We start from the raw sequence: 18,788 nt of genomic DNA on the forward strand, positions 1-18,788 counted from the left end.
AGTGAAGGACTGCGGCCTCGGGCGAACGCACGCCCGAGGCCGCGTCCACGCACGGGCGCAGGTGTTTGTTGCCCTGTGCCTTCGCCTCGTCGTCGCTATCACCAACTACGAACGTGGAGACAATCCGGGAAGTACGATCATCACGGTGTGAGAAGAGTTCTATGACACCCTCAGGGAGTCTTTAGAATCGCAGCGAAGGTTTCGTCGTACTCGCTAAATTGAGTATAAATGAGAAGATCCGATACAGAGCGTGCTTCATTAAGGTAGAGCTGGGAAAGAGACTCTCCAACACTTTCGATGTCACTCCCATCTCGAACTCTTTCGAGTAATTCTACAGTCGTACGGTCCTCATCCTCAAGATTTACCGATGCACTACGAGCAGCATCCGTGAAGATGTGGTTGCGAGCATTCTTCGTGTCGTCACTATTGTAACGTCGCCCGAGTGTGTCCCGCAGCATGCTTGCGACAATCCGCTCGGCTTCTGCACCAGCGTCAGTAGCTAGATCGTCCTCATCAAGCGTACCAACAAGATCTGGGGCCGGATTTTCGATTTCCTCGCCCATTTCGCAACTGAATACGGCAACAGACTCGACATCCACCATATTTTGTAATTCAATAATAGCCGTGGTCAAATGTCTATCGGAGAATATGACATGTTGTGACCTCAATTTCAATCCCCCCGAGATATGTGTATAGCGGCATATAGTTTATTCCCACTGCTCATTTCATCGCACAATTTTGCGTGGGTTTAGCAGACTGAATTGGTCTGCCTAACCCACAAACTGATAAGGAATCCGATTGAAACGCTGAACGACTCGAATATGCCACTCTTAGAATCGCCATACTGGGCCGCGACCAGGTTTCTAACCGAATTCTGCACCAATCCAATTTCGGACGGTCAAGTCCCCCAGAGATCGGTACAATGAGTCGGTCGGATGCCGAGCAGGAGGGCAAGACCGACGCTGAGCGGGTGCCATCATTCGATGGCGTCCGATGGACCTCGTGCTCGCTCGAGGACTTCACGGACCTGTACTGGGACGAGATTGCCCCCTGCGTTGAAGCAGAGGGTATCGATCCGAGAGGCGAGAAGCCGACCCACCAGTGGTTTCGGGATCACGATGCGCGGTCATTCCTCGCGGCTCTCCGCCGCCATCACGATCGCTCATTCGGGGAGTTCTGGAACGAGGACCTCGAGCTCGGTGGTGATGAAGAGGGCTACACATGGGCAACGACGGATGATGCAACATTGGACGCCCTTGAACAGTTCCTCAACCGGCGGAAATCACGATACAGCCTTGCGACGTCGTCCGTCGACGCGCTGCGAACGCGACTGAATCTCTACGTCCGTGCTTATCGAGAGGCAAACGGGACAGATGACCTCCTTACACCGATTCAACGAGATCAAGAGAATCCAGACTACGAAGCCGTTGACGCGTGCTATGCAGCATTCGACTGGTTGAACGAGGGAACTAAACGCGAATACAGTGCCCAGACTCTCCAGCGTGTGCGGCGCGTCGTCGACGCCTGGTATCAGCATCTAGTCGGTCGACGGGTTGCCTCGATGAACCCTGCGAGCGGCCTCTACGACGAATTCAAGTGGGAAGTCGAAGATTCACCCACACCTTCGCTTTCAGCGAATCAGATTCGGAAACTGATGCAGGCGTCGGAGACAACGCGAGAACAGCTGCTCGTGGTGGCGTTAGCTGGCTGGGGACTTCGTGCAAGTGAGGTCGCCGCACTCCATGTATCGCAGTTCCACCGTGACGTTCCCGAAGACGACATCCCCTTCATTACGTTCGAGAGTCGCAAGAACGGGCCCGGTGAGGTGTCTCTCCTGTACGGAATGGACGTTCTCGACTCCCGAATCGACGAGCTAGCGGAAGACGATACGTGGACTGGATACCTGTTCCCCTCCTCTCAGGGTGAAACGCCGTACGTGACCCGAGATACAATCCGGAATTGGTTCCAAAATCTTGCATTGGAAGCAGATCTCCCCGAGCGGATCGAGGGTGAACGACCGAGTCCACAGCTCTGTCGTCGATTCTGGTACGACACCTATACAGCAGTCCTCGAAGGCGTTCTCGAAGGTCTTGACGAAATCGCTGCAGAGCAAGGTAGTAGCGATCCTCGGGTAGTGATGCAAAATTACCTGTCTGACTCGCGTGCTCGCCGAGTCCGACGAGAATTCATGCGAGACCAACTTAACGCAGCCTTCGGAGAGAGAACGTAACATCAACCCATCTGTCGAGCTATTCCAAATGTCTGTCCTCGGTTGGTGACTGAATCAATGAGTCACAGAGTCAATGAAGTATTGACTTCTGGAAGTTAAGAATCAAAGAGTCCATGATCTATAGCGTCATTTGCCATCATGGAGAGAGTCAATTCACCGACTCATAGAATCATTGAATCACTGAATCAGTGAGTGTCTGAAGCATTGAATCGAGGATTCAGGAACACCAGACCCGCATCACGAAATCACTGAATCAATGAATCAATGAAATTTTGACGTTGTGAATCATTGAGTTTGTGAGTCAATGATTCAAAGACAGTGCTCGGGGAAGAGGCAATCATAGCTCTTAGGCCCTCAAGCGCTGATATCCGACAGAATCGCATTGAGAGAGATACAACTGAGTGTCTGACATGGATTTATGAGTCATTGAATCAATGATCGAACTATGACCGAGACACCTCGTGGATGGGGCGTCACACCATCGACTGGCATCCCCACGATCGCCTTCGGCAACCAGAAAGGCGGGACAGGAAAGACAACGGCGACGATCAACAGTGCCGCGGCGCTGGCCACTCGCGACCACGATGTTCTTGCAATCGATATGGACCCACAGGCCGACATGACGAAAGGGCTTGGACTGGGTCCGGGCGACGACAACGATCCATCAAGCCCGAAGAACGAACTCCCCAACACACTAGTCACCGATGACGAGAACCTACTCGACGTACTCGTCGACAATCCGCGCACGCACGATACTAGTCTTTCAGAAATCGTGATCGAAGCCGATGAGTACGACCATCTGAACTTCGACTTGATTCCCAGTCACAAGGACATGGGCCTTGCTCGAGATTGGATGGACGATGCGAATGCTCGTCTCTCGCTGAAACTCGCCCTCGAAGAGATGGTTGACGACGGATACAACTACGATTTTATCGTAGTCGATTGCCCTCCCGACCTCTCAGTCCTGACGGACGCGGCCTTCATCGCGGCTCAGAACGTCTTCCTGGCTGCACAGACCCAAGCAACATCACGGGATGCACTTGACGATCTGTGGGACCAGCTGGAGTCCATCGAGGACAACCAGCAGATTGAGATCGCAATCGTTGGACTCCTGGCGAACATGTACCGGGACGACGGTCAGTCGCAAAAGTTCCTCAACTCCTTCGACGAGTCCTTCGCGTCGATGGCACCGATTTTCAAACTCCCGATGCGAGTAGCAATCCAGCGTGCGTGGGACAACGGACGAGATATTTTCGGATGGGAAGACGCGAACGACCAGCAAGTAGAGCGCGACCTCTTCCTGGAGGTTGCGGAGACGATGGAACGAGCGTTTGACAAAACGCAGGTGGAGGCGTAAGAATGCCCCGGGGAATGGACGAGCGGTTCGAGGATCCCTCAGACGAGGTGGATGAGGAGAACGCGGTCGCAGACGAGGAGACCACAGAGACGTCGGAGGAATCGGAAGAACAGGATCGTGAAACTGCGGCAGCAACCGAGGATCGATCAGATCAGCAGAGAGCCACATCCACGACCGATACTGATTCGTCGACCAGTGAGGCAGGAGAAACAGATGACGAACCGCTGAACATCCGCGAAGATTGGGATTCAGCCACGATATACGTTGAACCGGAGCAAAGCGAGGACATCGAGATCACGTTCACTCGCCTGAAAAAGCAGCTCAAACGCGAGGACATCACGCTGGAGAAAAACAAGCACTTCTACCGCGGTGTTTTCGAGGTGGCGTTCGGCGAGCACCAGGAGGAAACGAAGGAGATGATTCGCGAACTCGCCAAGGAAGACGCCGATCAGTGAATCACTGATTCACAGAATCTTGAATGATGTGAGGACTTTCCAGCATCAATATCCGAGAGGGTAACTGGATTACCGATCGAGACAGAAACCCTACGACAGCTTACGAATAAGCGTCGTTGAACTCGCGTTCACGGCGCATCAGTTCCTCGACACCGTGCTCAAGGATGCCGCGGCCCATTGCGGTCGGCCGATAGTATGTATAGAAGCCCTGGCTGTCGGCGGTCCGTCGCTGGCGCTTGTCGACAAGCCCAACATCGACCAGTTCGTCGAGGTGGTAGTGAAAATTGTGGGATTCGACATCGACCGTGGCCTTGAGATCGGCAGCACTCAGTTCGTCGTTGGCGACGAGCGTGCGGAGGATCCGGAACCGCGTCGGGTGGCCGATCGCCTGTTGCATGGCGAGATACTCCTCGAGTGTCAGCCCGCTATCCTCGGGAAGGGGCGGCTCCGGCTGGCGAACCTCCTCTGTTGGCTGGCGATCGGTTTCGGACATTTGAGGGTGCCTCAGGTCTTACGTTGGGACGCCACGTACTTAGTCGTTCTCGACTAGAATATTCCTGAAAGCACCGATATTTATATACTACCGTTCCGAATCGACGAGTCGAATGCGGCAACGGATTATCAACAATCTCGCCCGTGCCGCCGGTGATTCAGATGCGCTCGCTCCAGTCCGGCGGGAACAGTTTCTCGTCTATCTGATGGGCCCATACCGGACATTCGACGTCGACGCGCTGCTGCCGGCGGATGCCGATGTCGAAACCGATGCCCCGTCATTTGCGACGTGGGACGAGACTAGCGGCGAGTACGCCGAAGACGAGGTCTTGCGGCTCCTCCAGGAGACGCGGGACTGCCTCCGCGACCGCGGGTTTAATGCCTTTCTCGCAATCGACGTCGGGATTCCGCTCGACGAGATGGATGCCGCCACACAGAGTATCGCCTTTGCGCAGGCGAGTAATGCAACGATCTTCATCGCTCCACAGGTCGGCGATAATCTCGGTGTCGGGATCGAGATCGGGAGCGTCCTCGAGGATATTCTATCAACAGCTGGAATGCAGGGGCCGGCAGCCGATGCAACGCCACCTACGCGTGCACGACGGGTTATGGTCGCAACCGAACCATCGGTTCGAAGTGCGATGCTTGGCGCCGTCCACGCGCGCTGGGACGCCAGTGTTCGGACGTTCACCGATGCCGCGGACTGCTGTCGGCTCTGCGCACAGTTCTGTACCCACATTCAGAACGAGGAGCTCTATGGCTCGCTCGACCGTCTGGATTGATCGGACTCGTGGTCACCCCGAGAAGACTTCTTCGCCGGAGCTGCTGCGAGAGTCACCCGAGAGCGATCTCATTGTACCTCGGAACCAGTTCGAAAGCTCGTGAGTTCGTCGATTCGATCTTCCAAGTCTTCGATCTCGCTGCGGAGGACATCTGCTTCCTCGCTGTCAGTGGCCGCGAGTCGGTCTTTTAATCCCTGCAATCGCGTCTCTTTCACGTCTTCGTTGACGTCGGCTTTCCTAACGTATGCCCGCTCGTCGATATCATAGACGTCCTGCTCGTGGAGGTCAGTCACGTCAAGTGCGTCATCAACCTTGTCCGGGTCTACGCCGAGGACACGATCCCGATCGATACCAGCGTCCTCCAACGCAGCGAGGACCTCTGTCTCGTCCTTCAGTGACTTCGAGCGTCGCGAAGTTCGCTGGACGGAGCCGTACTGGGCATGAACTGGCTGGTCGTGATGCACTCGATCAAGGAGGGTATCGGCGATGTCTTTCCGAAGGTCGTTCGCGCCACGTTGCACGTCCGAGAGCAGCGTGTAAAGGTCGATGAGTGTCTCCGTATCCAGGGTGTCCATGCTGGTCAGATCGTGGCGTTCTAATTCATCGATCAACAGGAGCGCATCAGCATAGACGCCGACATCCGGCTCAGTTCTATCGTCAGTCTCGGTAGGCCCCTCACCAATCACCTGGGTTGCAGTCGGGGCGTCTGTTTCGACGAGGATCCCAGCGTCCTCGTCAATCTCGAATTGCGGATGAAGCGTTAGTACGGCAGCATAGGGTTCGGCATCCGGCGGAAGGCGGTCAAGCTCAAAGCCGCCACTCGCATCCTGGACTCGGCGATAGAGCGTTTCGAACTGGTCGCGCTGGAGCGGCTGAGAATCGTCCGAATCCAGAATTTCGATGATGATGCGGTGTTCCTGTATATCGGTGATACGAAACTGCGTGTGTGAAAGCGGTGTGATGAGAGTGGCCTCCGGAGAAAGCTCCTCGGCCGCTTCGAGGAGTGTGTGCCAGTTCCCGCTGAACGACATATCTATACTCTCGCTGCTGAGAGCTTAAAATCCCCAGTTCCTCCAGATTGCAGGGTGGACAGAGCTGGCGACAGGGATCCACGAACTGGCGTACATCCCGATAGCGATCCACTCTCTGAGCAACTCATCAATACTGTCGGTGCGCATACCCGCATCAACAGCGAAGCGGACGAGCTGTCGCCGAAGCCACGCGCATACTTGTACGAACGGGTAGTAAAATCGGCTATGACGGATGAGAATGAGCCGGTCCAGCATTGCACGGTGGATGAGCCGGTGAATCTCCCGACAGCACTCGAGGCAGCCGCAATCGAATATCTCGACGTCGACGACCAGCGGACGATCGCGATCTATCAGCACGCGATTCTGATGGTTATCGCCAGTAAGGGACAGGCAACGGAAGCGTGGGAATTTACAGTCGAACTCTGGGAAGAGCCACCAGACGGCCTTCCTCGCGACCCGGATGATCTCATCACAGCATTCCTCAATGAACTGCTGGCGACTACCAATGCAGTTCGCACTGGAGACCATGACTGAGACAGCCACCACAGACCGCTTCGTCATTGAGGTGAGCCGTGTCGGGACCGTCGATCACATCGTCGATCTGGAAGCCGACCCAGCAAGCGGACCGTCGTATTCATCTCGACGGGAGTTACCGGGCGAGAAGCTGTGTAATCGAAGCACGCGCTCACCCACAAGCGAGTATATCACACTTCGAGACTACGCCGACTGGAAAGGTTTCGACAAGACGGCATTCGAAGGTGATGCGCCTGACCAGGTATGTTCGTATTGCTGGACAGCGGTAGTAGAGCACGCTGAGCGAGGAGAACAGCACGAATGCGATGACGTCGACGAACGCATCGGGACAGTCGGCTACCGTCTCCGGTGGAAGCAGAAGGGCCGGGCCCGCGAAGAGTGGTACGACATTGTCGTCCGACCCGAAACGACGATGGCAGAACTCGATGCACTTGTCTGCCGGTTCACGACGCTCGATGACCTCCATCTTCGCATGTACGGCCTCGAAGACGAGTATATGGATTCGACACTCAACGTCATCCCGGATCAGCAGTTTACCGAGGTCAGAGACCCCTCATACACGACCGCAAGCGAGGTAACGATTGCTGACGTCGCCGAACGTGCGACACTCTGGGACGGCGACAGACTCAGCATGGTCTACGATTTCGGGACTCCCTCACACTACTACTGCATCGTCAAGGAGGTGTACAGTGGAGACGAGATTGAGAATTTCCTCAAGGAACGTGAGCCGATCGCTACGACCGAGACAGCCGCGATCATCGACGAGAAACGACCCTAGTAATGGCCACGAGCGGTCAGTTGTCCCGCTCTTTTTCACCCGACTCCTCAAACACGTAGTCAATGCCCAACTGTCCGTACTGTGAGCGATCCTTCGCGGACGAATCCGAGATCCGCAAGCATCTCTACGAAGACCACGAGTCCGACGAACTCGGTCGGATCGACACCAAGCGGGTTGAGCAGTATATCGACGATCACGACCTCGAAGAAAACAAAGACGATACCACCCGTGCCCAGCAAGACACAGAGGAAGCGGTAGGCATGACCGCGGCGACCGACCGCCAGTCGGATGATCGGTGGGAGTTACATGACGTGCAGGCCCTGTCGACGGAGGAAATTCGGGACAAGCTTGCCGAGCACGGTATCGATACGACTGAGGAGTCGTTCCGTGACCGTGCGGCCGAGGTTGACTCCGCGATAGCACTTGCTGACCAGTGGGAAGACGATCACGATATCGACGCGTCGGGGTACGATCAGGATTTCATCTGGATGGCGGCTGAAGTGCTCTGGAGCCGGTGGGCACCCGATCTCCCCTATCGGGAACGGATCTACGACCTGGTACAGGAAGGCCGAGACCTCCGTGAGCAGGGCAGCGACGCCGAAGCTTGCCAGCGGTGGCTGACTGCCTGGGAGACCATTATCGCCGTCACGCCGGACGACATCACGACACTCGAGGGGGCTGACGATCACCTCCCGAATGTGCTCTCGCTCGAAGCATTCCTGCGGTCGGTCAACAACGACCTTGCTACCCTGGCAGCGGACGATCCGACCTATCACGAGCGACGCCTCGAATTCTGTCGGGAGGTCTGTACCCGGTTTCCGGATGCACCTGCCGAGCTACTCCTTGATTTCCGCCACTTCATCGCGGACTCGCTGACAGAGCTAGGACGACTGGACGAAAGCAGAAATGAGTTCGAGACGCTCATTCGAGACTATCCCGAAGATCCCTGGGCGTACAAGAAACTCGCGGATAGCTACTGGCAGGATGAAGTTGACGGGCTAACAGCCGAAGAGCTGAAACACGCCGTAAAATTGTACGAACAGGCCCTAAACGCCGAAGGTTCCCTCGAACAGCCATCAGCCGCCTCTGACCGGATCGACGAACTCGAACGCCGATTGGCTGACGTGGACTCGTCCGAGGCACAAGAGGAATAGGTGGTCTCTGTCGACTGACTTACGCCGTAAGCCGTCGACGTTCGTCATCAGACAATCCTATCCTCCAGCTTAACCAACAGTGTACAGATCCATCGGGCATTCGTTGGTTAACTTCGTCCAGCGACTTGGATCTGTTCTACGGCCAGGATTGAGCGCGTCCTGCATCGGTCGATAGGTGGTTTCGGCCTCCCCGAACATCTTGAAGTCAGGATGCGTATTGGTCAGCATGACGCGGGTCGAGAAGGACGAGGACCGGGAAGAGCGCATCAAGATGCGGATCATCGTCGATACTTACAGCCCTGAAGAGCAAGCGTCAGTCGATCACATCGGCAGCCGGATAATCTCGACCTCTAAGCGCCGAATCTCTGCGAACTGTGACCAGATCGTCTCGAAAAGCTAGTGTTGGTGATTTTCGGCATTGGACCGTCGCTGTCGGCGGCGATTCGCCGCCGACGCGACAGTGTTTCCACTCACGAGACGCCCCAAACGGGGCGGCTTATCGGAAGAACCGTCCGTCCAGTGGTTGGTTCGCTGGGACAGCCCTACGGACTCCGAGGGCTGTCCAAGCACCGCGAACCACCATCTCACAGAACTCTCTGAACGACCACGGCCAGAGGCGGCGCCCCCCACGCTGGGGCGCCGCCACGTACATCCAGTGAAGATACCGCCAGACGTTCTGGAGCAGCAGACTCACAACAAACAACAGGAGTCGAAGTCCAGCGTCTCGCGAACTCGTGAGTGCGAGGCTCTGCTTGGCTAATCGGTAGCTCGCTTCGATGCCGAAACGCTTGCTGTAGTGGATTCGTGCATCGCGTGGTGTCTCGATGAACGGCGCGTCAGCGGCGTAGCCGTGACGCGCCACCCCGTGTTCGTCGTACCGTCCCTGCTGGTAGACGCAGTCGATGAACACAGGGAACCGGACTCGCCCAGCGAGTCCGTGTTCGATCACACGACTCCACCCCTTGCTGAGTTCTTCTTGAATCGATTCGCCCCACTTGACGATCGGCATCACGTACGCGTAGTTGCGAGCCTGCAACAGCTCAAGGCAACTGCTGTTGTAGAAGCCGCGATCGAGATAGACGGCCTTGACGCGCAAGTCAAGGCCGTCGAGCAGTGTGAGGAACTCTTCGAGGGAATCGCTAGTGGTCTCGCCAGCTTCCAGCTGGCGGACCGCCAGCGTGTACCGTTTGTTCTGCACGCGTGCGTAGAGTGTCGCGTAGGCGTGAAACGTCGTGGTCCCTCGTTTCGCCTGCGAGAAATACAGCGACTCTGTTTCGTCCTCATCACCGTAGTAGGGATCGAGGTGGAGGTCGGCGACGACCTCCACCGGTCGATCTGGCAGCGTCTCAAGGACGTCCCGTTGAAGCAGCGTGTTCCCAGCTGCCTCAACGGTGTCAAGATCGAACTGGTCGGTCAGGTGTCCACGGACGGTATTGGCGTGAGGCGAGTCATCGGTCGTCTCGCAGACGTGATTGATCGAGGTCCCGCCGGCGCTGGCGCCGGCGAGGACCTCGTACAACTTCCCGGAGGTGACCTTCACGTTCTCAGCGAGGTTAATCGGAAGTTCGTCTCCAAGACTGTTGACGACAAAATTAAGCAGGTGCTCTTCCTCTATCTCGCTGTCTGCTTGGTTTGGTTGCACACTCTCTCCAAGCAGACACTCTCTCTAAGCCGATGTGATCGACTGAGCGTGGGGATGGTACGCGTATCTGGACGACACGATGGACTTCGCGTTCGAAGCACGCTGTGTCACCGAGCGAGAGGAGTCACCCCTAGAGGAAGGCGAAACAGTACGCGTAGTTGGGATGTCCCCGACAGATCCGACTCTCAGCCAGATGTTCGTGACGATAGAGTGGATGGACAGAGAACTTGGCGTGCCACTGGAGCAACTGGAGTCGATCGAAGCCAGTAGTAACACGGACCAAGCGATCGCAGACTGGCAGTACTGGCTCGATCGCTGACAACCGTAACTCCGGAACAATAGAACCACCCGCATCCGCAGAAGGACGGACCTACGCCTCCATGGAACTCGAGGAACCCACATATTGAATCCGGTCGGGGATCTCTGTACCAACATCGAATGCGAATCGAATTCGACGACGGCACGCTCCTGCTCCGTAATGCTCCCGACGATGTGCCCTATGCGGAGTGGGACGACCGCGTCGACGAGTACCGCACCCAAGCGTATCGATATCGATCCCTGCTCGAATGGGCCGGCAAGTGGACGGACGGAAACGAGCAGGCAACGTTACAAGAGGGCTTCGCTCACACTCTCGAAGACGCCGCCCGTGCCTATCCCGATCTCGATCTCACGCCAGCGCTCCACATCGAACCGCGCGACTACCAGCAGGCCGCACTCAACGCCTGGATCGACTACGATCGGCGAGGGAGTGTCGTACTCCCCACGGGCAGCGGGAAGACGTTCCTCGGGCTGCAGGCCATCGCCGACGCTGGCGTCAGTACGCTCGTCGTGACGCCGACGATTGACCTGATGAACCAGTGGCACGCCACGCTCACCAACGCCTTCGGCGACCAACTCACGGAACCGGTCGGCGTCCTCGGCGGCGGCAGCCACGACGTCACCGCGATCACCGTCACCACCTACGACAGCGCCTACCGCTACGTCAACGAGTACGGCGACCGGTTCGGCCTGCTCGTCGTCGACGAGGAACACCACCTACCGGCCCCGACCTACCGGCAGATCCCCGAGATGATGATCGCGCCGTACCGCCTCGGCCTGACCGCCACGTACGAGCGGCCCGACGGCAAGCACGAACTCCTCGAGGAGCTCCTCGGCCCGGTCGTCTACCGCGAGGAGGTCGACGAACTCGCCGGTGAATATCTCAGCGAGTACGAAACGATCCACATGTCGGTCGATCTCACGGCCGACGAGCGCGAGCAGTACGACGAAGAGTATCAGATCTATCGGGACTACGTCGACAGCCACGAGTTCGACCTCTGGAAAGAGGACGGCTACCAGGAGTTCCTCAAGCGCACGTCCTACGATCCACAGGGCCGGCGGGCGCTCATCGCCAAGCAACGGGCCGAACGAATCGCCCGAACAGCGGAGAAGAAACTCGACACGCTCGACAATCTCATCAAGCGCCATCACGACGACCGCGCGATTATCTTCACCGCCAACAACGACTTCGCCTACGACATTTCTCGGGAGTTCATCGTCCCCTGCATCACCCACCAGACCAAGACCGACGAACGCACCGAGATCCTCGAGCGGTTCCAGACCGGCGAATACTCGATGCTCGTGACCTCGCAGGTCCTCGACGAGGGGATCGATGTCCCGGCGGCAAACGTTGGGATCATCCTCTCGGGGAGCGCCTCAAAACGCCAGTACGCACAACGGCTCGGCCGCATTCTTCGACCGACGGACAACCGCCAGCCCGCCCGTCTCTACGAAATCATCACCGAGGATACGATAGAGACCTACGTTTCGCAACGCCGCCGGGAGGGGGTGAGTGCCAGTGCTGACAGCTGACCTCGCTCGCTCGCGAACGACCGACGAGACGATCACGCCGCTGTTCATCGATCCCGACGAGGAGCGCTACCGACAGACCGCGCGAGAACTCATCCAGCTGTTTGAGAACCACCTTGGCGAGCCGAAAGGGGACCTCGAGGACGCGATTGACGAGCTGACCGTCGCAGATACCGACTACAAGATCGTTCAGGGACTCGCAAAACTCCTCAAAGACGAGTGTGAATTCGAGGTCGTCGCCTCCGTCGAACCGCGTGAGATCCGCCGGCGGTTGTTCGAGAAAGCCAACGAGCGCTATCCGATCGTCCGGCAGCCGACGCTCGGCGAGGACACTCAGAAACTGGAGGTGTACAGCGCGGTCGCTGACGACCTTGGGGTGTCGCTCGAGGAGTGCTATCGAGGGATGTACGCCGATCTCGAAGACAACAAGCGACTCGTCCGAATCGGCACGCGGACGGCCGACCAGTACGCCAGTGATGAAGATGCGTCGACGTCGACGACCAACCTGACCGGCAGCAGCGACGCGGCGTACGAACACACGGACCTCACCGTGGACTGGCTGTTGACGCGCTACAACCTCGCGCTCGCTCAGGCGGTGCTCTACGACGCCACAGAAATGCGGATTCGGGTGTGGGACCACTTCGGGACGGTGTTCAGCTACGTGAAGCTGTTCGGGTTGATGCATCGCATCTATCCGATCGACGCCGACGGTGAGCGCGTCGCGAGCACGGACCAGGCCGTAGGATATGAGGCCGTACTGGACGGCCCGGCGTCGCTGTTCTCGAAGTCGCAGAAGTACGGGATCCGGATGGCGAACTTCCTGCCGGCGCTGCCCCTCTGTGACCGGTGGGGGATGACGGCGAAGATTCTCGTCGACGAAACGGCCGGCGCGACGCGACAGTTCGCACTCGATCACACAGAGGGCCTCGATTCGCACTACAGTGTTGGCAAGCGGTTCGATAGCGACGTGGAGCGGACGCTCGCCGATAAATGGGAGCGAGCGAATACGGACTGGGAGTTGGTGCGGGAAGACGACGTCTTCGATCTGGGTGCTGAGGTGATGATTCCCGACTTCGCGATCGAGCATCCCGATGGCAGGCGTGCGATTCTCGAGATCGTCGGCTTCTGGACACCCGAGTATCTAGACGCGAAGCTGGAGAAGATTCGAAAGGTGGAGGCCGACAATTTCGTGCTGGCTGTCTCAGAGCGGCTGGATTGTGCAAGCGAGGAGTTCGGGAGCGCCGCCGATCGAGTGCTGTGGTTCAAAACTGGAATTCACGTCTACGACGTAGTCGATTTAGCTGAACAATACGCGACAGAGATGCCACAGAGTCAAGAGCAGGCTTGAAAGGGCTGTGTTGAATCGCTGTAAGGCGGAGAGATTCACTGTTTGACGAAGCGTTTGATGTTATAGACGACACACATCAGCGCGATTTCGCGGAATTCACGGAACCATGACCGCGCTCGCACGGCGAAGCCGAGCGAGCGCTTCACAGCCGAGTTCACGGTTTCGGTCATAGAGCGTTGATTGTAGCGGTTATCGTCGATTCTGGCGTTGTGTGCGTGGTCGTACGGAGCGAAGATGCGGTGCTTGATCAGCGGTCTGATCCCGAGGTCGCGCAATCCTTCACGAAGCGATTGCTTGTCATAGCCTTTATCGACCGCGAGAGACCGCAGATCGCCCGCGTTCCGGCGGGCGATCTGCTCAGCGAGGTCTGCGTCGCTTCCTTCCCGATTCGTTGAGCAGTGAACGTCAAGGACAGCCTGAGACGCTGTATCGACGAGCTTCGTGACTTTCAGCTTCTGAACGCGGTAGCTGATTCGCTGGCAGTAGTGGCGGCTGGCTGGTGAGCGGTCGTAGAACGTAGCGTCGATGGCAGCGTGTTCAGAGAGACCGTGCAGCTGCGCCGACTGGCGCAGCAGCACTCGACAGACGCTCATGCTGATCCGGTCGAACGCCTTACACAACGTGGAGGACGCGGGGAGATCGGCCGCGTCGAGGCCGATCTCCCCAGTTATTTGTGGCATCTCTTTGAGCAGGTCGATCGTCATGCGGTACGATGTATCGAGGTAAATCCGCAGACAGTGGAGGGAAACGAGTGCGTAGTCGGCGAATCCACCGCCACCGTCCGGGGCGGCGGATTCGCCTCCATCGCCAGTAACTCTTTGAGCAACCGGCACAACTTCCCCGATGAAGCGGGAGATTTGCGTCATAGACAACCGCACTCTCCCGCTTCAACTCCTTTGGTTTAGCGGCCTACCTCGCTGCTGTATGGCGATTCAACACGGCCGATCGAACCGATATTCGACGAGAACTCGATGAAACTCAGGTACGTGGTATCACGGTCTGGACCTGACCAGCCCCCGTTTTTCGAGTTGTAAATGGGATAGGGGTGCGGTGGACACCCCTATTTCGTGTTGTAAGACACCCCTATTTCGAGATGTAAATATGCCGCCTACGCCCTCTACAGCCCATCTATCCGGTATTCCAGCTTCAGGGACGATGTCCACAGTTGCCTACTCGAAATGAAGGCAGCTGCGGATCGCGATGAGCATCCACTTGTGAGTACATCGCAAAAACACACCCCCTATTTCGAGTTGTAACGCGAACGGCCGCTCCCGTATCGAAGATCGATATCCGAGACACACCCCTATTTCGAGTTGTAAACGAAAGGGGGGGTCAAATCGGAAGCCTCAGTCGGGACTCTAGTTCAGAAACCCGTTCATTTTCGATTTCGCGATAGAGCGCATCATCTCTTCTTCTTGTTCCAGGTTAGCAAAACGATCGTCCTCCAGGATTCGTTCCATAATCGACTCAGGGTCTTCAGCGAGGTCGAAGTGCATGTGGATGCCTTTTCCCCGTCCTCGACCACGACGGTCGAACTCAAGGATGCCATAGGTCGCCTGTTCAGTAACATGGTTCACGAAGGTTTCTCGGCCATAGGAATCAGCTCCGAGAGTGTCACAGACGAACTGGTAGAGGCTGTAGGAGGGTCCGGCGGGAATCCAGTCCACACTGGCATTTGAGTAGTGGTCTGTCGCAGCAACGGCGAAGATACAGAGCTTCTTTTGCGTCGAGAGTCCACCGATATGCCGTAATTTCCGATCGGAGTCATATCGGTCCTGGGCAGTCCGGACGTGTGATTCTTCGACACGCTCGTCTCCTTGTTTATCGGCTAATTCCCCGGACCACCGAAGCAGATCGATAGCCTTCCGTGCATCACCGTGTGTCTGAGAGCCGAACGCGGCGACGAGTGGGACGACGTCATCCGCGAGAGCCTCAGGCTTGAAGGCGTCTTCACGATTGCGGAGGATATGTCGAAGCTGCGTTGCGTCGTAATCCTCGAAGAAGATCTCGTCTGGATTGAATGAGCTATTCGCGCGGCTATTGAGATCAGACATGAAATCGACGTAGTTGGTTATCGCAGTGACGGAAACGGGGCCATCAAACCGGCCGAGGTCTCGAGCCCGCGAGAGTTGGTAAAGGAGTGAATTATATTCTGGTTCCGAGTATGGGCCGTCGAGCATGTCGACCTCGTCTAAGACGAAAATTACGCCGTCATAGTGTTCGCGCATGATTTCCCACAGGCGCTCGAGTTTCTGATCTGTCGAGACCCCACTCTCGGGAACACCCGGTTCTTCATCGATATTTGCCGTCGCTTCTTGAATGAGACGATAGACTGCACGACTGGTCGTACCTGGGCCCTCGCAGTTTATTGAAAACACACCGAACCGCATTCCCTGAGCCTCACTCAGCTCGACGATTTTCTTACAGACAGCATGGATAATCAGGGATTTCCCCGTTCCAGACGGCCCAGTCAGCAACATCTCCGGAATGCCGTGGTTCTGGAGAGCGGGTTTGAGATTTGTGATGACGGTCTTCAACTGCTCATCGCGACCAACGATCCGATCTTCGTCGATTATCGTATCCGGACGAACCAAATCCTTGTTTTCGAAGACAGTCTCAACAGATTCAGATTGGAGCTCGTCCATAATCGAGATCCCGCTACCAGAATCGTCGAGCGTAGTTTGACTGCTGGTAGACTCCTCGGAGTTACTCTCTCCGTGCTCTCCGGGAACCTCCGTTATAGATTCAGACTGTTCCGTCTGGTTATCTGTAACCGGCGATTCATCACCCATACCCAATCCTCTGTGGGCCTACTATAAATAGGTAAAGGCAACCTATTTCGATTTGTAATCTCGAAGATTCACCCGGTGGAGTTACTGAGTCGGCAGTCTCCTCATTCTAAGTGTCGAACCGGTTTCGATACAGAGACGCACCCCTATTTCGAGTTGTATAGTCGTGTCAAAGATTAAATCGAATCTAGCCACACACCCCTTTTTCGAGTTGTAACGGATTGGGAGCCTCTAACACGGTTTCGAGATATTCTTGACGCCCGGTCGTGTCATATCAATAGTATTGGTCGGAAGTAGTTCAGCCCACCCGTTGAGAACCCACCCAAGAGAAGTCACGAACCATCCTCGAAGACCAGCTTGACCACTACTCCACGGGAGAGTCCTCACACCCCCACCCCTTTTTCGAGTTGTAACGCACAACAGCGGGAGGGACAGATGAGCTGTTAGACGAGATCGAAACACCACGAAACTGCGGTAGAGAGCTTCAAACAGCGATTCTCACGGTGTTCCTCGAACAAACCCATGTCGATCCTACTACTCACGGATACGTAAGCTTCCTTACGTATCGTTCGTGAGAACCACCTAGTGCGGATGTTGTTTGCTACCATGGGACATAAAGGTTCCCATCTTATAGTCCTATGTAGAATTTCGGGGTAAGGAGGCGTGATACCTCTAAAAACCGGTTATTCGAGTTGTTTGAGCCTTCTTCGGCTTTCTCTCCCCACCCCACCCTTGTTCTGTTACAACTCGAAAAAGGGGTGGGGGTGTCACCCACCTCTCGAGGCAGGACCTCGCTCGAGAATCCATTACCTACCTACGGCCTACACTCCAAGGGGATCGTCCACCAAATATGCTTCTACAGCCCGTTAGGGACGGGGCAGTCACTCATCATCAACGCAGTTTGTCAGCAGGTTCTCGAACCCGCGAATCCACAGAGTGACCGATCTACTACGAGATGTCGGCAGAGTTCGTCTTATTCGTCGGGATTGACTGGCGATTTATATTTTGACTTGATTTTTTCTCCCTCCCGCCACTGCCAGTAGTAGTACCGGTTGTCGTTGATCTCCTTGATCGTGATTGTGGCTTTCGACGGGACGTCGTCCGGGAGGTCATTCGGCCGATCCTCGACTTCGTCGTCATCTGATTGCTCCTCGAGGCGGGCCTCGCGAGCTTTGTGCTCTGCTAGCTCCTCGGCGTAGCGTGCGACCTGCTGGAGCTGATCTGGAGCGTACCCGTTGAGGGAATTGACGATGTCTGTCGGGAGTTCTGCCGGTGGCGTCGGTGGCTCGTAGGGCATTGGCTGTCGCCTCGTGTTAACCAACAGAAGCCATCAATTCATAGCTCTGTTGGTTAATTACGCCTGGTTCGATTCAGTCGGGAGTCGACCGTCCGGGCGAGGAACCCGTCTTTGCTTGATTTCGTGGTCTACCCGGCGGATGTGTTTGCAGCCGCCCTCGGGCTCTCGTTGCTGCCAGTCCGGACAGGTGCAGGATTCGCTAATTACGTCGACCTCGTACCACCTCCCCGAGGCTGACTGCACCTCGTACCGGCCACCCTTTTTGAGCAGCGAGACTGCCATTGTTTCGTCGACGGCCCGTCGAGTTCGCGGTTCGAGGTCTGCACACTGGTTCGAGTGCTTCGTGACGACCATCCGGTCGCGAACATCGCCAGTTCGTCCACCGTCCGACGCCACGGCGCCGGGAGGAGTCTGGAGCTGATCCTGCAGCAGGTCTTCAATCGGATGACCCTCCGGCCACAGATAGTGGACTTCCCGCCGATCGCGATGGTCGTAGGAGCCACAGGCGGCAGCGCTCCCAGTCCAGACACACCACGCCCCGAGTGCTGCCATCACGTCGACGATGACTCGCGGGACACCCTCGTGCTCGTCGGGGTAGAATATCCGGAAGCGAGTACATTCCGCCTGCGGCGGAATTATCTCCCACCACTCGACGTCGTCGTCCCAGCTCTCGTACATCGCCTTATCCTCCCCGTATCCGACAGTCACGCCGTCAATCTGCGGTACTTCCACCGATGTGTCGTCACCCTCGTCTTCGAGCAGCCGAAGGACGGCGTACCGGAGATACTCGTGTTCCGGATGGTCCGAAGATTGGGCGACCTGCTCGTGGTGCTCTGCGACTCGCTCTGCCTCGTCGAGAACAGTCGTTAGATATCGGTCGGTCATGGGTCGGTGGAGACAGGAGTGCGCCTCCGCCTCTCGGCGGGCGCTGAAAAACTTAACCAACGAATAACGATCAGTCGCATCCTCTGTTGGTTAATTGACCTCTGCTCGAATGCTGAGCCGGATCGGACTACCGGAGCTAAGAATAGTATATCTGTATAGTGATAAC

The 18,788-nt window shown here is 56.6% G+C and carries 17 protein-coding genes and 4 pseudogenes; 13 read left to right on the plus strand and 8 right to left on the minus strand.

What is annotated here, in order from left to right; translation table 11 throughout:
* Positions 1–151: pseudogene (locus SM754_RS19305) on the plus strand (IS5/IS1182 family transposase); the annotation flags it as partial.
* 19 nt (positions 152–170) lie between these two features.
* Here the strand turns inward: SM754_RS19305 and SM754_RS19310 are convergent.
* Complete coding sequence (locus SM754_RS19310) at positions 171–602, minus strand: hypothetical protein (RefSeq protein ID WP_323677796.1); 432 nt, start codon at positions 600–602, stop codon at positions 171–173.
* A 320-nt stretch (positions 603–922) separates the two neighbouring features.
* Between SM754_RS19310 and SM754_RS19315 the strand changes: the two genes are divergently transcribed.
* The 3 genes from SM754_RS19315 to SM754_RS19325 all read left to right on the plus strand — a co-directional run bounded on the left by SM754_RS19315 (position 923) and on the right by SM754_RS19325 (position 4,042).
* Positions 923–2,230 carry a tyrosine-type recombinase/integrase gene (locus tag SM754_RS19315; RefSeq protein ID WP_230890409.1) on the plus strand — a complete coding sequence of 436 codons (1,308 nt, stop codon included), beginning with the start codon at positions 923–925 and terminating at the stop codon, positions 2,228–2,230.
* Between the two features lie 445 nt (positions 2,231–2,675).
* The gene (locus tag SM754_RS19320; RefSeq protein WP_092818020.1) at positions 2,676–3,587 is read left to right on the plus strand and encodes a ParA family protein; all 912 of its coding nucleotides are present in this window, start codon (positions 2,676–2,678) and stop codon (positions 3,585–3,587) included.
* Positions 3,588–3,601: 14 nt separating this feature from the next.
* Positions 3,602–4,042, plus strand: coding sequence for a DUF8160 family protein (locus SM754_RS19325; protein ID WP_230890410.1), 441 nt, complete (start codon positions 3,602–3,604; stop codon positions 4,040–4,042).
* A gap of 100 nt (positions 4,043–4,142) precedes the next feature.
* Here SM754_RS19325 and SM754_RS19330 read toward each other — a convergent pair whose 3' ends face one another.
* Entirely contained in the window at positions 4,143–4,535 is a 393-nt protein-coding gene (locus SM754_RS19330) for a winged helix-turn-helix domain-containing protein (RefSeq protein ID WP_144262362.1), read from the minus strand.
* A 112-nt stretch (positions 4,536–4,647) separates the two neighbouring features.
* Between SM754_RS19330 and SM754_RS19335 the strand changes: the two genes are divergently transcribed.
* Positions 4,648–5,316 (plus strand): DUF7509 family protein, encoded by a 669-nt coding sequence (locus SM754_RS19335; RefSeq protein ID WP_230890412.1) that lies wholly within the window; start codon positions 4,648–4,650, stop codon positions 5,314–5,316.
* A gap of 68 nt (positions 5,317–5,384) precedes the next feature.
* On the opposite strand, the gene SM754_RS19340 is transcribed toward SM754_RS19335, so the two are convergent.
* Positions 5,385–6,347: a DUF7983 family protein gene (locus SM754_RS19340; RefSeq protein WP_230890413.1), complete on the minus strand. Its 963-nt coding sequence runs from the start codon at positions 6,345–6,347 to the stop codon at positions 5,385–5,387.
* Positions 6,348–6,572: 225 nt separating this feature from the next.
* Here SM754_RS19340 and SM754_RS19345 point away from each other — a divergent pair, with 225 nt between their 5' ends.
* The 4 genes and pseudogenes from SM754_RS19345 to SM754_RS20640 form a co-directional block, all read left to right on the plus strand.
* Positions 6,573–6,881, plus strand: a complete 309-nt coding sequence (locus tag SM754_RS19345; protein WP_323677797.1) for a hypothetical protein — start codon at positions 6,573–6,575, stop codon at positions 6,879–6,881.
* A complete protein-coding gene (locus SM754_RS19350; protein WP_442903406.1) occupies positions 6,874–7,659 on the plus strand; it encodes a hypothetical protein in 786 nt (261 codons plus the stop codon). The genes SM754_RS19345 and SM754_RS19350 overlap by 8 nt, the downstream gene beginning before the upstream one ends.
* A 62-nt stretch (positions 7,660–7,721) precedes the next feature.
* Positions 7,722–8,813 carry a tetratricopeptide repeat protein gene (locus tag SM754_RS19355; RefSeq protein ID WP_230890416.1) on the plus strand — a complete coding sequence of 364 codons (1,092 nt, stop codon included), beginning with the start codon at positions 7,722–7,724 and terminating at the stop codon, positions 8,811–8,813.
* Positions 8,814–9,039: 226 nt separating this feature from the next.
* A pseudogene (locus SM754_RS20640) lies at positions 9,040–9,126 on the plus strand (calcium-binding protein); the annotation flags it as partial.
* A gap of 183 nt (positions 9,127–9,309) precedes the next feature.
* Here SM754_RS20640 and SM754_RS19365 read toward each other — a convergent pair.
* A complete protein-coding gene (locus SM754_RS19365; protein WP_323677799.1) occupies positions 9,310–10,455 on the minus strand; it encodes an ISH3 family transposase in 1,146 nt (381 codons plus the stop codon).
* Between the two features lie 46 nt (positions 10,456–10,501).
* On the opposite strand from SM754_RS19365, the pseudogene SM754_RS19370 reads away from it, so the two are divergent.
* The 3 genes and pseudogenes from SM754_RS19370 to SM754_RS19380 form a co-directional block, all read left to right on the plus strand.
* Positions 10,502–10,774, plus strand: a pseudogene (locus SM754_RS19370) (calcium-binding protein); the annotation flags it as partial.
* A gap of 119 nt (positions 10,775–10,893) precedes the next feature.
* On the plus strand, positions 10,894–12,306 hold the full coding sequence (locus SM754_RS19375; RefSeq protein ID WP_230890418.1) for a DEAD/DEAH box helicase family protein: 1,413 nt from the start codon (positions 10,894–10,896) through the stop codon (positions 12,304–12,306).
* Positions 12,293–13,651, plus strand: coding sequence for a DUF790 family protein (locus tag SM754_RS19380; protein WP_323677800.1), 1,359 nt, complete (start codon positions 12,293–12,295; stop codon positions 13,649–13,651). The genes SM754_RS19375 and SM754_RS19380 overlap by 14 nt, the downstream gene beginning before the upstream one ends.
* 35 nt (positions 13,652–13,686) lie before the next feature.
* Here SM754_RS19380 and SM754_RS19385 read toward each other — a convergent pair whose 3' ends face one another.
* Positions 13,687–14,517, minus strand: a complete 831-nt coding sequence (locus SM754_RS19385) for an IS5 family transposase (protein WP_323677801.1) — start codon at positions 14,515–14,517, stop codon at positions 13,687–13,689.
* A gap of 492 nt (positions 14,518–15,009) precedes the next feature.
* The gene (locus SM754_RS19390) at positions 15,010–16,443 is read right to left on the minus strand and encodes a Cdc6/Cdc18 family protein (RefSeq protein WP_222609070.1); all 1,434 of its coding nucleotides are present in this window, start codon (positions 16,441–16,443) and stop codon (positions 15,010–15,012) included.
* Positions 16,444–17,242: 799 nt separating this feature from the next.
* Between SM754_RS19390 and SM754_RS20645 the strand changes: the two are divergent.
* A pseudogene (locus SM754_RS20645) lies at positions 17,243–17,384 on the plus strand (cell division control protein Cdc6); the annotation flags it as partial.
* Between the two features lie 29 nt (positions 17,385–17,413).
* Here the strand turns inward: SM754_RS20645 and SM754_RS19395 are convergent.
* Entirely contained in the window at positions 17,414–17,737 is a 324-nt protein-coding gene (locus SM754_RS19395; RefSeq protein WP_230889828.1) for a DUF6788 family protein, read from the minus strand.
* A 57-nt stretch (positions 17,738–17,794) separates the two neighbouring features.
* Complete coding sequence (locus SM754_RS19400) at positions 17,795–18,622, minus strand: hypothetical protein (RefSeq protein WP_323677802.1); 828 nt, start codon at positions 18,620–18,622, stop codon at positions 17,795–17,797.
* Positions 18,623–18,788 lie beyond the last annotated feature (166 nt).

The sequence above is a fragment of the Halorubellus amylolyticus genome (assembly GCF_034808145.1).
Classification (GTDB): Archaea; Halobacteriota; Halobacteria; order Halobacteriales; family Natrialbaceae; genus Halorubellus.

Excerpts from the sequence above, each read along its gene's own strand:
- SM754_RS19310 (WP_323677796.1), bottom strand. The coding sequence starts at position 602 with ATGGTGGATGTCGAGTCTGTTGCCGTATTCAGTTGCGAAATGGGCGAG.
- SM754_RS19315 (WP_230890409.1), top strand. The coding sequence starts at position 923 with ATGAGTCGGTCGGATGCCGAGCAGGAGGGCAAGACCGACGCTGAGCGG.
- SM754_RS19320 (WP_092818020.1), top strand. The coding sequence starts at position 2,676 with ATGACCGAGACACCTCGTGGATGGGGCGTCACACCATCGACTGGCATC.
- SM754_RS19325 (WP_230890410.1), top strand. The coding sequence starts at position 3,602 with ATGGACGAGCGGTTCGAGGATCCCTCAGACGAGGTGGATGAGGAGAAC.
- SM754_RS19330 (WP_144262362.1), bottom strand. The coding sequence starts at position 4,535 with ATGTCCGAAACCGATCGCCAGCCAACAGAGGAGGTTCGCCAGCCGGAG.
- SM754_RS19335 (WP_230890412.1), top strand. The coding sequence starts at position 4,648 with ATGCGGCAACGGATTATCAACAATCTCGCCCGTGCCGCCGGTGATTCA.
- SM754_RS19340 (WP_230890413.1), bottom strand. The coding sequence starts at position 6,347 with ATGTCGTTCAGCGGGAACTGGCACACACTCCTCGAAGCGGCCGAGGAG.
- SM754_RS19345 (WP_323677797.1), top strand. The coding sequence starts at position 6,573 with ATGACGGATGAGAATGAGCCGGTCCAGCATTGCACGGTGGATGAGCCG.
- SM754_RS19350 (WP_442903406.1), top strand. The coding sequence starts at position 6,874 with ATGACTGAGACAGCCACCACAGACCGCTTCGTCATTGAGGTGAGCCGT.
- SM754_RS19355 (WP_230890416.1), top strand. The coding sequence starts at position 7,722 with ATGCCCAACTGTCCGTACTGTGAGCGATCCTTCGCGGACGAATCCGAG.
- SM754_RS19375 (WP_230890418.1), top strand. The coding sequence starts at position 10,894 with ATGCGAATCGAATTCGACGACGGCACGCTCCTGCTCCGTAATGCTCCC.
- SM754_RS19385 (WP_323677801.1), bottom strand. The coding sequence starts at position 14,517 with ATGACGCAAATCTCCCGCTTCATCGGGGAAGTTGTGCCGGTTGCTCAA.
- SM754_RS19390 (WP_222609070.1), bottom strand. The coding sequence starts at position 16,443 with ATGGGTGATGAATCGCCGGTTACAGATAACCAGACGGAACAGTCTGAA.
- SM754_RS19395 (WP_230889828.1), bottom strand. The coding sequence starts at position 17,737 with ATGCCCTACGAGCCACCGACGCCACCGGCAGAACTCCCGACAGACATC.
- SM754_RS19400 (WP_323677802.1), bottom strand. The coding sequence starts at position 18,622 with ATGACCGACCGATATCTAACGACTGTTCTCGACGAGGCAGAGCGAGTC.